This window comes from Pseudomonas sp. GW822-FHT04H02 (genome assembly GCF_058800645.1).
Genome location: NZ_JBXAMM010000002.1, coordinates 393,375 through 407,962 on the forward strand (window position 1 = coordinate 393,375; position 14,588 = coordinate 407,962).

Below are 14,588 nucleotides of genomic sequence, written 5' to 3' on the forward strand. Positions count from 1 at the left end.
GTACTCGTTGGCGATGGGGCTTAGTGAGTGCGGGTCACTTTGCTCAGGTGGCGCGGTTGGTCGGGGTCCATGCTGCGGGCTTGGGCGAGGCCGGCGGCCATGACGTAGAAACTCTGGATCGCCAGGATCGGGTCGAGTGCCGGGTGTTCGGCACGACTCAGGGTCAGGTCCCGCTCACCGATGTCGTCCGGAGCGGCCAGCAGCACCTTGGCGCCGCGCTGGCGCATGTCGGCGGCCAGGCTCAGCAGGCCGCCCTGCTCGGCGCCGCGGGGGGCGAACACCAGCAGCGGATAGTCGTGGTCGATCAGCGCCATGGGGCCGTGGCGGACTTCGGCACTGCTGAAGGCTTCGGCCTGGATAGCCGAGGTTTCCTTGAGCTTGAGCGCGGCTTCCTGGGCAATGGCGAATCCCGCCCCGCGGCCGATCACCATCAGGCGCTGGCAATCGCGCAGCGCATTGACGGCCAGGCTCCAATCCTGGGTCGCGGCCTGGCGCAGGCCTTCGGGCAGGGCCAGGCCGGCTTCGAGCAAGCGTCCGTCATCATTCCAGTGGCCGATCAGTCGCGCGCTGGCACTGAGGGTGGCAATAAAGCTCTTGGTGGCGGCCACGCTCTGCTCGGCGCCGGCGTGCAACGGCAGGAAGAATTCGCTGGCCGCTTCCAGCGGGCTGTTTTCCGCGTTGACCATGGCCACGCTGAGGGCCCCGCGCTTGCGCAGCAGGCGCACGCTGTTTACCAGGTCCGGGCTTTGCCCCGATTGCGAAAAGGCGAACACCGCCTGGCCGCTGACCCGCAGGGGCGCCTGCTGCATGGTCACCACCGACATCGGCAGCGAGGCCACGGGAATACCCACTTGCTGCATGGTCAGGTAGGCGAAGTAGCTGGCGGCGTGGTCGGAGCTGCCCCGGGCCACGGTCATTGCCACTTGGGGCGGCTGGCGGCGCAGGCGGCCGGCGACCTCGAGCAGCGCCGGGTCAAGGTGCTGCAACTGGTTGCTCGCGGCCAGGTGCGAGGACAGCGCCTCTTCAAGCATTTTTGAAGTCAATGTCTTCTCCTTCGACCATGACGGCGGTCAGTGTGAGTGCCCGGTCCAGGCGCACGCTGTCGGCCCAGCTGCCAGGTTGCAGGCGGCCGCGTTGGGGGATGCCGAGGTAGTCGGCGGGAAATTGCGACAGGCGCTGCGAGGCTTCGGCCAGGGGCAGGCCGATCTTCACCAGATTGCGCAGGGCCTGGTCCATGGTCAGGGTGCTGCCAGCCAGCGTGCCGTCGGCCAGGCGCACACCACCCAGGCACTTGGTCACGGTGTGGCTGCCCAGCTTGTATTCACCGTCGGGCATGCCGGCAGCTGCGGTGGAGTCGGTAACGCAGTACAGGCAGGGGATCGAGCGCAGGGCCACGCGCATGGCGCCGGGATGCACGTGCAGCAGGTCCGGGATCAGCTCGGCGTACTGGGCATGGGCCAGGGCCGCGCCGACGATCCCCGGCTCGCGGTGATGCAGCGGGCTCATGGCGTTGTACAGGTGGGTGAAACTGGTGGCGCCAGCGGCGAGGGCCGCCACGCCTTCCTCGTAGCTGCCCAGGGTGTGGCCGATCTGCATGCGCACGCCGCGGGCGCTGAGTTCGCGGATCAGGCCGTCGTGGCCGGCGACTTCCGGGGCGATGGTGATCACGCGGATCGGCGCCAGCGCCAGGTACTGCTCCACTTCCGCCAGCAGTGCGGTGTGGGCGAAGTTGGGCTGGGCGCCAAGTTTGCCGGGGTTGATGTAGGGGCCTTCCAGGTGCACGCCGAGCACTCGGGCGCAGCCTTTGGGGCGCTGTTCGGCATAGCTGCCCAGTTGCTCCAGGACCTGGCGGATTTCCTCGCTGGGGGCCGTCATGGTGGTGGCCAGCAACGAGGTGGTGCCGAAGCGCACATGGGTGCGGGTGATGGTCTGGAAGGCATCGCGGCCTTGCATGATGTCCTTGCCGCCGCCGCCGTGCACATGCAGGTCGATAAAGCCGGGCAGCAGGTAGGGCAGGTCGTTGTCCGCCGGATTGCAGGGGCTGCCTTCGATGGCGATCACCTTGCCGTCCTGATGCAGCAGACGGCCGCGGACCCAGCCTTGGGGCGTGAGGATATTGTCTTCGGACATGGCGTTTCTCTGGCTCCGGAAGCGGGTTCAGCGTCGCAGTTCAGCGACGAAGTCGTAGTAGTCGTTGCGGCAGTAGGTGTCGGTGACCTCGATCGGCGTGTTGTCTTCCAGGTAGCCGACCCGGGTCATCAGCAACATGGCGGTGCCGGGGGCGATGCCCACCAGGGCGGCGAATTCGTCCGAGGCATTGATCGCCTGGATGTGCTGCAGCGCCCGCACCACGGGCTTGCCGATGCCATCGAGGTATTCATAGAGCGAATCCCCGACCGCTTCCGGCTGGGCGATGATGCTGGCCGGCAGGGTGCTCATCTCGATGGCCATCACTGTGTCATCGGCTTTGCGCAGGCGCTTGAGCCGCGCCACCTTGTCGTTGGGCGACAGGCCGAGGCGGATCAGTTCTTCATGGGTGGGCGGGGTGAGGGTGCGTTCCAGCCATTGGGAGCCGGGCACGAAACCCTTCAGGCGCAGCATTTCGCTGAAGCCGGAGAGCCGCGACAGCGGTTGCTCCAGGCGCGGGGTGATGAAGGTCCCCGAGCCCTGGCTGCGGCGGATCAAGCCCTGTTCGAAGAGCACTTCCAGGGCCTTGCGCGCGGTGACCCGGGAGATCCCCAGCAATTCGCTGAGGTTGCGTTCCGACGGCAGTGCCTGCTCGGCTTTCCACTGGCCGGCATGGATTGCCGCTTCCAGGTTGCGAGCCAGTTGCAGGTACAGCGGAGTGGGTTGGGAGTCGTCGGGGCGCAGGGCCAGGAGGTGATTCATCTGTAGGTTTTCCGATGCGGTTATTAGGTTGTTGTCGCCCGGTAGTGCCGAAAAACTAATACCACTTAGATACCATGTCAACGCTACTGGTCAGCTGAAGGTGGCGTAAATCCAGCGTTTACGGGGTGCTTTGAAGGGTAAATGATTAAAGTGGTATTAGGCAGGTCTGACTGCCATCGCCATGGCGTCGAGTGGCGACCCCTTGCGGGTCGCCAAGTGGTATGGGCGCAGTGGAAGAGCTGGCGGGAGTAAAAATATTTTTTGCGGAAGGGAAATTAAGGGCGGATCTCGATCATGGTGCCGTCCTTGACCAGGCCCCAGACCTCGCGCATGTCGACGTTGCGCATGGCGATGCACCCGTCTGTCCAGTCCAGGGTGTGGAAATACTGCTCCGGGAATTCTTCGGTGTCCGGGGTGCCGTGGATCATGATCATGCCGCCCGGATCCACCCCTTCGCGCCGCGAGCGGGCGGCATCGGTGATGTTCGGATAGGAGATGTGCATGGCCAGGTTGTAGCGGTCGCTGGTCTTGCGCCAGTCGAGCCAGTAGAGGCCTTCAGGGGTGCGCTTGTCGCCCTCCATGAGCTTGGGACCCTTGGGTTTCTTGCCCAGGGATATGCGGTAGGTCTTCAGTGGCTTGCCACCGTTGATCAGTTGCAGTTGATGGGCGGACTTGAGCACCAGGACCTTTTCGATGACCTTGCCGTCCAGGGTTTCCACGGTGGAGGCCTGGCACACAGCAACGACGGAACAGCACAGCAGGGCAAGCAACCAGCGCATTGACACGATATCCCCAGGCGCACACAGATCCCGTGCACGTTTTATTATTTAACTGATGGCAGGCTGAGAGAGCGGCGGAATGGATTCGGAGCGCACTTCAAAGGCTGCGGCCCGCCGGTCAGCGAAGAAGCATTCTAAGGTACGGCCGACGGTGCGGAAAGCCAGCTCGGACCAAGGGATATCGGCTTCGTCGAACAACTGCACTTCCAGGCTCTCGGGGCCGGCGGCAAAGTCCAGGTCGGCGAGCTCCGCGCGAAAGAACACATGCACCTGGCTGATGTGCGGCACGTCGATCAGGGTGTAGATGCTCAGGCCGCGCACCCGGGCGCAGGCTTCCTCGTAGGTTTCGCGAATGGCCGCCTGTTCGATGGTCTCGCCGTTTTCCATGAAGCCTGCGGGCAGGGTCCAGTAGCCCAGGCGCGGCTCGATGGCGCGACGGCACAGCAGCACCTTGCCCTCCCAGGTGGCAAGGCAGCCGGCGACGATATTGGGGTTCTGGTAATGGATGGTCTGGCAGTGGTCGCAGACATAGCGCAGGCGCGAATCGCCTTCGGGAATGCGCTGGGTCACCGGGTTGCCGCACTGGCTGCAAAATTTCATGTGGGGTATCCGAAAAGGCTGCGGCTATCTTGGCGCGCCAGCCCCGTTGTCGGCAAGTTGTCGTTAAGCGACATGCCCGGGGGCGGGGGTTGGGCCGAAGATTGGATTGGTGCATGATGCACGGTAGCCAACAGATCGAGATGCCTCATGCTGGACGAGCTACTTCATCGGGTAAGCCACTACACGCCGCGTACGCTGGAGACCGACCGACGTTTTCCCGAGGCTGCGGTGCTGGTGCCCATCACCCGCAGCGAAGAACCGGAACTGGTATTGACCTTGCGTGCCAGCGGGCTGTCGACCCATGGCGGCGAGGTGGCTTTCCCTGGTGGCCGGCGCGATCCGGAAGACCCGGACCTGATCTTTACCGCGCTGCGCGAGGCCAAGGAGGAAATCGGCCTGCCGCCGGGGCTGGTGGAGGTCATCGGGCCTTTGAGCCCGCTGATTTCCCTGCACGGAATCAAGGTCACACCTTACGTCGGGGTGATTCCCGACTATGTCGAATACCAGGCCAATGACGCCGAGATCGCCGCCGTTTTCAGCGTGCCCCTGGAGTTCTTCCGCCAGGACCCCCGTGAACATACCCATCGCATCGATTACCAGGGGCGCAGCTGGTACGTCCCCAGCTATCGCTTTGGCGAGTACAAGATCTGGGGCCTGACCGCGATCATGATCGTCGAGCTGGTCAATCTGTTGTACGACGCCGGAATCAGCCTGCATCGCCCGCCGAAAAACTATATCGATACCTGAAGCCATCACTTCGCATGGCATAAACCCGCGGCTGCCTGAGCCATGAGGACAATAAGATGAAATACCGCCTGGGCGACGCCCGAGTCGAGACCCATCCACAGAGCTGGGTTGCCCCGAATGCCACGCTGGTGGGCAAGGTCAAATTGGAGGAGGGAGCCAGCGTCTGGTTCAACGCCGTGCTGCGCGGGGACAACGAACTGATCCTGATCGGCAAGCACAGCAACGTCCAGGATGGCACGGTGATGCACACCGACATGGGCTTTCCCCTGACCATCGGTACCGGCGTGACCATCGGCCACAATGCCATGCTGCACGGCTGCACCGTGGGCGACTACAGCCTGATCGGCATCAACGCGGTGATCCTCAATGGCGCGAAGATCGGCAAGAACTGCATCATCGGCGCCAACTCGCTGATCGGCGAGGGCAAGGAAATCCCCGACGGTTCGCTGGTCATGGGCTCGCCAGGCAAGGTGGTACGGGAGTTGACCGAGCCGCAGAAGAAAATGCTCGAAGCCAGCGCCGCGCACTACGTTCATAATGCCCAGCGTTATGCCCGAGACCTGGTTGAGCAAGAACAATGACAGCCCCTGAAAGACCCGTCGCTTCGCCCTGCGTGAGCATCTGTGCCCTGGACGAGCAGGATATCTGCACCGGTTGCCAGCGCACGGTGGACGAGATCACCCGCTGGAGCCGCATGGACAACGCCGAGCGGCGTGCGGTCCTGGCCCTGTGCCATGAGCGGGCCAAGTCCAGCGGCTTGCTGTGGATGATCGGCTCCAGCTCGGCAAGTTGATCCGCTCGTTTCGCCAGCAAGCCGGCTCCTGCAATCTTGTGCAGGTGCCAGCGTGCTGGCGAAAGGGCTTCTTGGCCCAGCCCCGGGCCTGCAGTAACCTGTGCACCTTCCTGACAGGTACCCTTCGCCCCCATGTTCTTCCTGATCGCCTATATCAGCAGTGTCGTGCTGATCAACTACGCCTTTTCGTCTGCCCCGCATCTGGACATCATCTGGTCGGCCTGGGGCGGGTTGGTGTTTGTCCTGCGGGACATGGTGCAGACTCGTTTCGGCCACGGCGCCATCGTCGCGATGCTGGCGGCCCTGGTGCTGTCCTATGTGACCTCCGATCCGACCATCGCCCTGGCCAGCGCCACGGCATTCGCCGTCTCGGAATGCATCGACTGGCTGGTGTTCAGTATCACCAGGCGGCCCCTGCATGATCGTCTATGGATCAGCTCGGCCCTGAGCATTCCCCTGGATACCTTCATCTTCTTCGGCATGATCGATGCCTTGACCCCTGGGGTGATCCTGACCGCCCTGGGTTCGAAGTTCGCCGGTGTCACCGTGGTCTGGCTGGCCATGGCCTGGCGTTTGCGCAAAGCGGCGTGCGCCGGCTGAGCCAAAGCCCGCGCTTCATGTAAAATGCCGCTCCCCATGGGTCGCCCGCCTGGCGCTCGGCCCTCGATGATCCGCTCCTTTGAGGACCTTCAGATGACTCGTATCGGAACTCCACTGTCGCCAACCGCGACCCGCGTCTTGCTTTGTGGCTGTGGTGAGTTGGGCAAGGAGGTGGTGATCGAGCTGCAACGCCTGGGTGTCGAGGTGATTGCCGTGGACCGCTACGCCAACGCTCCGGCGATGCAGGTGGCCCATCGCAGGCACGTGATCAACATGCTTGATGGCGCGGCGCTGCGGGCCGTGATCGAAGCCGAGAAGCCGCACTTCATCGTGCCGGAAATCGAAGCCATCGCTACCGCGACCCTGGTGGAACTGGAAGCCGAGGGCTTCACCGTGATCCCCACCGCCCGGGCCACCTCCTTGACCATGAACCGCGAAGGCATCCGGCGCCTGGCCGCTGAAGAGCTGGACCTGCCGACCTCGCCGTACCATTTCGCCGACACCTTCGAAGACTATTCCAAGGCCGTGCAAGACCTGGGCTTCCCGTGCGTGGTCAAGCCGGTGATGAGTTCCTCGGGCAAGGGCCAGAGCCTGCTGCGCAGCGTCGACGACGTGCAGAAAGCCTGGGACTACGCCCAGGAAGGCGGCCGTGCCGGCAAGGGCCGGGTGATCATCGAAGGCTTTATCGACTTCGACTACGAAATCACCCTGTTGACCGTGCGTCATGTGGGCGGCACCACCTTCTGCGCGCCGGTCGGCCATCGCCAGGAAAAGGGCGACTACCAGGAATCCTGGCAGCCTCAGGCCATGAGTCCCAAAGCCCTGGCCGAATCCGAGCGGGTGGCCAAGGCAGTCACCGAGGCCCTGGGGGGCCGCGGCCTGTTTGGCGTGGAACTGTTCATCAAGGGCGACCAGGTGTGGTTCAGCGAAGTGTCGCCGCGCCCACACGACACTGGCCTGGTGACCCTGATTTCCCAGGACCTGTCCCAGTTCGCCCTGCATGCGCGGGCCATTCTCGGCTTGCCGATTCCGCTGATCCGCCAGTTCGGCCCTTCGGCTTCGGCGGTGATCCTGGTAGAAGGCACATCCACCCAGACCGCCTTCGCCAACCTCGGTGCCGCCCTGAGCGAGCCGGACACTGCGCTGCGCCTGTTCGGCAAGCCGGAAGTCAATGGCCAGCGCCGCATGGGCGTAGCCCTGGCGCGTGACGAGTCGATCGAAGCCGCCCGGGCCAAGGCGACCCGTGCTGCGCAAGCGGTGGTAGTCGAGCTGTAAAGCCCTTATCGACAGTGGGCCACTTCATTCTGACTGATAGTGGGAATATATTTCCCTCGGTTGTGACATGAATAGTGGCCTGCTGTTCCTGCCTATCAATATGTACATATTCAATGTTCAGGTAGTGTCTGAATGCTGGATGGTGTCTCAATGAATATCTAGTTACTTTAGTATGGACAACAATATGTTCCATTCTAAGTGTCCAGGCGTAATAACCCTCAGCAAAGAAACCTGAGTTCTACAGGGCAGAGAAGCTATGTGTGCTTGATTCTGCCTGCTACGAAGCAAGCGTGCCGAGATAGCGCAAGCATGTTTTCTTGCTTCATAATCTTTGGATAGCCGATTGAACTGCTTTTTAAGGTGCCTGCTTTTTGAGTGGTCCGCATCCAGCATAGGTGTTCTCGAGTAAAATTAATAACCAGAAAATTCTCGTATATATATAGAAAATTCTTGCATATTTTTTTGGGCTATTCGTGAATTATAGACGCGCTTGCTAACGGCAGATCCCCCTAGTCTCAACTCATCCGAACAACTGGGCTCTAGAGTTAATCATACTTCACTTTAACGACTGTGCTGTTGGGGTTTTTATATGGCGGCCAGGAGTTTTGGGTATGTAATGGTTGAATTAAGTGCTTTGGAATCTTGGTAGTTCCTTCATGAAAAACGGTTGATCTAGATGGGGTCTCCGGCTTGATTTTTTGTGTCTAATGCAATTTAAGTATTGTGGCGGTAGTTAACTAGCGTCTTGTTTTCAATGTTCTTTCTTCTTTTTTAAGTTAAACATTGGATGGGAAATTTGTTGTAGGCATGGATGGTTTAATTACAGATTCTAACAAGTTAAAGGAGTGAAAAGAGCATCTGTATCCAGCGTATCCAAGGTACGGAAATGTCTTGGATGCTTTGATTTTTTAGTTATATATAGTTGGTTTTTTACAATTTTTTGTGCGGATTCCCTTGTGGTCGGTTATGATCTGACTGATTAGTCCTATCAGTGATCCATCATCGAGGGTCAGGAACGAGTCGGAATGGCAAGCGACCAGCCGGCAAAATTTGAATGCTGCATCAAGACTTCCGGTGGTCCGGGAGGTCTTAGCGAAAGGAATAGCGCTCGTGAATCTTATTCCCGTAATCATGTCTGGCGGTGTGGGCAGTAGGCTTTGGCCTGTGTCTAGGGAACTCCACCCCAAACTATTCATGCCTCTTCCAGATGGCCAGAACCTGATCCATAAAACCTTCGTGCGCGTCTCTAGTCTGGAGGGCGTATTGGAGGTGATGACGGTGACCAACAACGAGTTGTTCTTCAAGACTGAGGACGAGTATCTACGCACGGGAAAAGCGTGCTCTGCGCAAAGTTTCATCCTCGAACCTTTTGGCCGAAACACCGCGGCGGCGGTAGCAGCAGCGGCGACTCAACTGAATGACATCCATGGGGCGGATGCTCTGATGTTGGTTTTGGCGGCAGATCACCTGATTACGGATCAGGCAGCTTTTGCCGAGTCGGTTAAAAAAGCGCAGGTGCTGGCAGCAGAAGGCTGGCTGGTGACCTTCGGCGTCAAGCCCCAATACCCTGAAACAGGTTTCGGTTACATCCAGGCCGATAGCAACTCTCCGCTGAGCAACGGATTCAAGGTTCAACGTTTTGTCGAGAAACCCGATCTTGAGACTGCCAAGGAATACATGGCAGCGGGGAGTTATTACTGGAATTCGGGCATGTTCTGTTTTCGCGTAGGCACACTACTTGAGGAGTTAAGTGCTCACGCTCCCGACATCCTTGATGCCGTACGTACCACTCTTGAACATTCTCGCTTCAGCGAGGGAGAGCAGCATCGCTGTGTGCGTCTGGACGGAGAGTACTTTGCCAAGGTCGCGGATATCTCCATCGACTACGCGTTGATGGAGCGATCGGACAGAGTGGTAACCGTGCCTTGTGATATTGGCTGGAGCGATATCGGTTCCTGGAGTGCCATGAGCGAGTTGACTCCCGCAGATGCCAGCGGTAATCGCCTGGAGGGCGAAGTCCTTGTTCACCAGGCCAACGGCAACTTCGTGCAGAGTCCTGAGCGTCTGACCGCGCTGGTCGGCGTCAAGGATCTCATCGTCGTCGTTACTCCTGATGCAGTCCTGGTCTCTCACAAAGACAGCGCTCAGGAGGTCAAGCAGATTGTCGCTCAATTGAAAAAGAGTGGTCATGACGCTCATCTGACTCACCGCACTGCCCAGCGCCCTTGGGGTACTTACACCACGCTTGAAGAGGGGGAGCGTTTCAAGATCAAGCGCATCGTGGTAAAGCCAGGGGCTTCCCTTTCGTTACAGATGCATCATCACCGCAGCGAGCATTGGGTCGTGGTCAGTGGCATGGCGCGGGTGCTCAATGATGAGAACGAGATGTTACTCGATACCAATGAGTCCACCTTCATCCGTGCAGGGCGCAAGCATCGCTTGGAAAACCCAGGCGTGATCGATCTCGTACTGATCGAAGTACAGAGCGGCTCCTATCTCGGTGAAGATGACATCATTCGTTTTCAGGATATTTACGGTCGCGCTGGAAGCGAGAAGAACTTATAGAGTAAATATGCAGTGCTGCTATATAAAGTCCAGTGCTGCAGTCTATTAAGGCTTAAAAATCATATTTGGTTTGTGTGATGGCTTTATTGTTTGAATGAATCATTAAGCTATTGGGGGGGGCGGGGCTTGAATCTCAAGTCGTATATATATTATGTCTGGAAGACTTAAGTGTTTTTGTGACAAATGAGGAAGCCTGCAGATGCAAGACGCGGTTAAAGCGCTATGGGGCTATCGAGGATTCATATCTGGTAGTGTCAAGCGTGAGTTTCAATCAAAGTATCGTAACTCCCTGCTGGGGGTCGCATGGACAGTTCTTCAGCCCCTTGCGATGATCATCGTATATACCGTGATTTTTTCCCAAGTCATGCGCGCCAAGTTACCTGGCGCAGAAAGCCTATTCGGTTACAGTATCTATCTCTGCGCAGGGATACTTACGTGGGGCTTTTTCAGTGAGATTGTGGGGCGTGCGCAAAATATTTTTATCGAGAACGCCAATCTTCTTAAGAAACTCAGTTTTCCTCGGCTTTGTCTTCCCGTGATCCTGGTTCTCAGCGCCTGCTTGAATTTTACGATAATTTTCACTTTGTTTACTGCCTTTCTGTTGATAAGTGGCCAATTTCCAGGGTGGGTGTTCGTCGCTTTATTTCCAGTTTTTTTGATCCAGATCCTATTCTCTGTCGGGCTGGGTATTACGCTTGGTGTTTTGAATGTGTTTTTTCGAGATGTCGGCCAATTATTCGGTGTGGTGCTGCAGTTCTGGTTCTGGTTAACGCCTATAGTTTATCCCGCGAGTATTCTACCAGCAGCGGTAAAATCTCTGATGGAGTTCAATCCAATGGCTTCTTTTATTGGCGCCTATCAAAAAATTTTAGTTTATGGGCAATGGCCGGTATGGGGGACCCTCTGGTTTCCTGCCTTACTGAGTATCTGTTTATGTGCCTGGGCTTTACGCTTGTTCAGGAAGCATTCAGGTGAGCTGGTGGATGAACTCTGATGGGGAGAATTATCGTTCGAAACTTGGGCAAGGCCTACAAGCAATACCCTTCGCGTTGGGCACGCCTGTCTGAGTGGATAATTCCTTATCGAAAACCCCGGCATGTTTTGAAGTGGGTGCTGCAGGACTTGAATTTTGAAGTGCATCCAGGAGAGGCCTTTGCCATCGTTGGAATCAATGGTGCTGGTAAGAGCACCCTGCTCAAGATGATCAGCGGTACCACCCAGCCAACTACTGGAAGCGTCACTATCACTGGTCGAGTGGCAGCCTTGCTTGAGTTGGGGATGGGATTTCATCCCGATTTTACAGGGCGCCAGAATGTGCTTATGTCCGGACAGTTATTGGGCTACAGCAGCGAAGAAATATCTGAATTGATGTCGGCGATAGAGACTTTCGCTGAAATAGGGGATTACATTGACCAGCCAGTACGGGTTTACTCCAGCGGAATGCAGGTGCGTTTGGCATTCAGTGTGGCTACCGCAATAAGACCATCAGTATTGATTGTTGATGAAGCACTGGCTGTTGGTGACATAGCTTTCCAGAGGAAGTGCTTTGCACGGATTGAAGAGTTCAGGAAACTTGGAACTACATTGCTTTTTGTAAGTCACGATCTAGAGACAATAAAGAAACTGTGCGATAAGGCGGTATTTTTAAATCAAGGAAGTATCCAGTGCCAGGGAGCTCCAAAAGCGGTATGTGCCGAGTATGAAAAAGTCATCTTCGGGGTCGAATGCCCAAGTGATGGGGCGGTGGAAGTAAATGCCTGCAAATATGACGGAGCACTCTCCGTTTCCGCCTGTGAAGAGTACGGAGACTCTGCTGTAGTTATTTGTGGTTATCGCATTGAAGATTCCGAAGGGAATAAGGCCAATGTGTTTTCTGGTGGAAGTCGGATAATAATTACATATACGCTTTTCTTTAACGAAGAACTGATGGATCCGATTGTTGGCATGATGCTGAAAACTCGAGAAGGCGTTTGTATATATTATATTGATACGAAGATTTTACGGCTTCATCCTGGTGGTTTCGGTGCTGGGCAAAAGTGCGATGTGAAGATAGTTCTCGAAAATAACCTCACCCCGGGAAGTTATTTTTTAAATTTTTCAATAAGAACAGAGATGGGTGATAAACAAGCAGTCCACCATCGTATGCTTGATGCCGCAATCATAACAGTAAACCCGCGGCACGCTGGTAAATATCCAGGTGGTTTGACTGATTTAGACGCAAAAGTTAATTTTTTGAGATGAGTTTAGATATGCAATCAGAAAAAAGCGTCATGATCCACTCCATGTTTCGGACTGGAAGTACCTATATTTTCAATGTGTTCAGGCGCTCTAAATCAGGATTTTGGTGTTATCAGGAACCACTGAATGAGGCTCTTGCTGATCTCTCGCCTGATGCTATGTGGCGTCAACAGGGAATGGGTGAGGCGCGGACATCCATAAATAGGCACCCAGAGTTGGATCGCCCATATTTCTGGGAGTTTTCACACTGCCCAGATGTTGTGGAGTCGCTATACAAGAAAGAATTTGAGTTCAACAGGTTTTTCTTGGAAGCCGAAGCAGATGAGCCAGATCTGCTGAGATACATCAAAGCTTTAGCTACGGCAGCGTGTGGGCGGCCGGTATACCAGTTCTGTAGATCAGTCGGCAGGATGGGCTGGTTCCGGCGCCAGTTCGATGCGACTCATCTATATCTGTGGAGGAATCCATGGGATCAGTGGTGGTCCTATAAGGTAGATAGTTATTTTGATAATACTTTATTAAGCGTATATTCCAGCAAAAATTTGCCTATTTTTTTTAAAAATCTAAAAGAACACTCCGGACTCATTAAGCTTAAATGCCCTGATGCTCTGGAAGGTGTTTACGATTATGAAAATGACGTTCCGTTAATTTCGGATTCGCAGTTGAGCTATTTTCTATTTTATGGACTTTGGGTGTACGGGCTTGTTTCGAGCCGAGAGTGTGTGGACGAATATATAAATATAGATTCACTTAGCCAGTCCCCCGAGTATCGTCAACGCCTTATCGAACGACTTGCTGAGCATGGGTTGAGCGGAATCGAATTCGATGACGCGAGAGTGGCGCAGATTGGTTATGAGGAACGGGATCGAGATTTCTTTACCCCAATAGAGAATAGAGTCCATCAGGTGCTGATGTGCAGTGGCTATGCACAGGAAGATATCGATTGGTTACTTGAGCAGAGAAAAGCTCATGAACCAAATATCCCTGTGGCATCTGCTGGGCAGCAGGTGATTGCGCTGAGACACCTATATCTACGAAGCGGAGAGTCTGTCTCGGAACTTAAGAGAAAGCAGGCTGCAGTTTTGAATAAGGTCACAGACCTAGAGCAAAAAGTAGCTGACTTGGAGATGCAACTGCAGCGTGAAGAAAAGAAAGCGGTTTCCGCAGAGCGTGATAGGTCTGAGTTGGAGGGACAGCTGATACACAGCAGATATGAGTTCGAGAAGGTACTAAAAAGTACTTCATGGAGGATCACCGCGCCATTGCGTTATTTGCGAAATGCAGATTTTAGGTTTATGCAGGACGGACAAGGAAAGCTTCCTGATGCTGGGGGAATGAAGCTGGAAGGCGGCCGACCTATGTTTTCTCCGCTAAATATATCGTGTTCCCCGGAATGTTCGAATATTTTGAATTCAAGTATCGAACATCGCCGAAAAGCATTTCTTGAATGGCTCGAGGAAAATACACAAACTCAATATGATCTCGATCATAAGCTTCGCTTCTGGGAAACTTATTTACGGCTTGATGAGTTTCTGAGTCCTACTACCAAGATTGTCGAGCTTGGAGGAGAGTCAAAAATAACTAACTACCTTAAGGGTGAGTTGGGGTTGTCTGTAGATGTATATGGCCAAGACTTGCGGTATGAGTTCGATGTTGAAAGTTCCGTCTATGATTTGGTCTTGTGTCTCGAAGTGATTGAGCATATCAAAGATCGTACTGAAACGCAGGGTATAAATGAAGTTGCGATGTTTACTCGGTCGGGAGTGCGCAACGTATTTGCTGAAAGTAGTCGTGTTTTAAAAAGAGAGGGTCTATTGTTTATGACGACCCCGAACGCCTGCGGCGTTGATTCGATTGCAAAGTTGTTCCTTTATCAGTCACCACAAATTTATGCACCTCATGTGAAGGAGTATGCGGCTCAGGAACTCCAGCAACATGCTGAAGAACATGCTTTTGAGTTGGTTGCTTTTAGCACTGCTAATGTGTGGAATCCTCATCCAGCTATTGAGCGTAGTAAAGTTATGGATATTCTGCGTGAACATGAAATACCAACTGATCATCGTGGTGATGATATGTTTCTTGTCTTTAGAAAGAAGTGAAGG

General features: G+C 55.6%; 14 protein-coding genes. 9 read left to right on the forward strand and 5 right to left on the reverse strand.

Translation table 11 applies throughout. From position 1 onward, the window contains the following. Positions 1–20: 20 nt before the first annotated feature. The 5 genes from AC1RMG_RS08485 to AC1RMG_RS08505 all read right to left on the reverse strand — a co-directional run bounded on the left by AC1RMG_RS08485 (position 21) and on the right by AC1RMG_RS08505 (position 4,268). On the reverse strand, positions 21–1,043 hold the full coding sequence (locus AC1RMG_RS08485; protein WP_011059430.1) for an SIS domain-containing protein: 1,023 nt from the start codon (positions 1,041–1,043) through the stop codon (positions 21–23). Beyond that, positions 1,024–2,130: an N-acetylglucosamine-6-phosphate deacetylase gene (nagA, locus tag AC1RMG_RS08490; protein WP_072443088.1), complete on the reverse strand. Its 1,107-nt coding sequence runs from the start codon at positions 2,128–2,130 to the stop codon at positions 1,024–1,026. The genes AC1RMG_RS08485 and nagA overlap by 20 nt, the downstream gene beginning before the upstream one ends. A 27-nt stretch (positions 2,131–2,157) precedes the next feature. Next, positions 2,158–2,889: a GntR family transcriptional regulator gene (locus AC1RMG_RS08495; protein ID WP_011059432.1), complete on the reverse strand. Its 732-nt coding sequence runs from the start codon at positions 2,887–2,889 to the stop codon at positions 2,158–2,160. Between the two features lie 275 nt (positions 2,890–3,164). Continuing rightward, positions 3,165–3,668, reverse strand: a complete 504-nt coding sequence (locus AC1RMG_RS08500; protein ID WP_011059433.1) for a L,D-transpeptidase family protein — start codon at positions 3,666–3,668, stop codon at positions 3,165–3,167. A gap of 48 nt (positions 3,669–3,716) precedes the next feature. Beyond that, entirely contained in the window at positions 3,717–4,268 is a 552-nt protein-coding gene (locus AC1RMG_RS08505) for an NUDIX hydrolase (protein ID WP_011059434.1), read from the reverse strand. Between the two features lie 147 nt (positions 4,269–4,415). On the opposite strand from AC1RMG_RS08505, the gene AC1RMG_RS08510 reads away from it, so the two are divergent. The 9 genes from AC1RMG_RS08510 (at position 4,416) to AC1RMG_RS08550 (ending at position 14,585) form a co-directional block, all read left to right on the forward strand. Next, the gene (locus AC1RMG_RS08510) at positions 4,416–5,015 is read left to right on the forward strand and encodes a CoA pyrophosphatase (protein WP_011059435.1); all 600 of its coding nucleotides are present in this window, start codon (positions 4,416–4,418) and stop codon (positions 5,013–5,015) included. Positions 5,016–5,071: 56 nt separating this feature from the next. Beyond that, positions 5,072–5,596, forward strand: a complete 525-nt coding sequence (locus AC1RMG_RS08515; RefSeq protein WP_011059436.1) for a gamma carbonic anhydrase family protein — start codon at positions 5,072–5,074, stop codon at positions 5,594–5,596. Next, positions 5,593–5,808, forward strand: a complete 216-nt coding sequence (locus AC1RMG_RS08520) for a DUF1289 domain-containing protein (RefSeq protein WP_011059437.1) — start codon at positions 5,593–5,595, stop codon at positions 5,806–5,808. Before AC1RMG_RS08515 ends, AC1RMG_RS08520 begins: the two co-directional genes overlap by 4 nt. Before the next feature lie 132 nt (positions 5,809–5,940). Further along, positions 5,941–6,408 carry a preQ0 transporter gene (locus AC1RMG_RS08525; RefSeq protein WP_011059438.1) on the forward strand — a complete coding sequence of 156 codons (468 nt, stop codon included), beginning with the start codon at positions 5,941–5,943 and terminating at the stop codon, positions 6,406–6,408. Between the two features lie 93 nt (positions 6,409–6,501). After that, a complete protein-coding gene (gene purT, locus AC1RMG_RS08530) occupies positions 6,502–7,683 on the forward strand; it encodes a formate-dependent phosphoribosylglycinamide formyltransferase (RefSeq protein WP_493168936.1) in 1,182 nt (393 codons plus the stop codon). Positions 7,684–8,793: 1,110 nt separating this feature from the next. Continuing rightward, on the forward strand, positions 8,794–10,248 hold the full coding sequence (locus AC1RMG_RS08535; RefSeq protein WP_125062599.1) for a mannose-1-phosphate guanylyltransferase/mannose-6-phosphate isomerase: 1,455 nt from the start codon (positions 8,794–8,796) through the stop codon (positions 10,246–10,248). A 199-nt stretch (positions 10,249–10,447) separates the two neighbouring features. Then, the gene (locus AC1RMG_RS08540; protein WP_125062600.1) at positions 10,448–11,242 is read left to right on the forward strand and encodes an ABC transporter permease; all 795 of its coding nucleotides are present in this window, start codon (positions 10,448–10,450) and stop codon (positions 11,240–11,242) included. Beyond that, entirely contained in the window at positions 11,242–12,489 is a 1,248-nt protein-coding gene (locus AC1RMG_RS08545; RefSeq protein WP_125062601.1) for an ABC transporter ATP-binding protein, read from the forward strand. Before AC1RMG_RS08540 ends, AC1RMG_RS08545 begins: the two co-directional genes overlap by 1 nt. Further along, positions 12,486–14,585 carry a class I SAM-dependent methyltransferase gene (locus tag AC1RMG_RS08550; RefSeq protein WP_194237944.1) on the forward strand — a complete coding sequence of 700 codons (2,100 nt, stop codon included), beginning with the start codon at positions 12,486–12,488 and terminating at the stop codon, positions 14,583–14,585. The genes AC1RMG_RS08545 and AC1RMG_RS08550 overlap by 4 nt, the downstream gene beginning before the upstream one ends. Positions 14,586–14,588 lie beyond the last annotated feature (3 nt).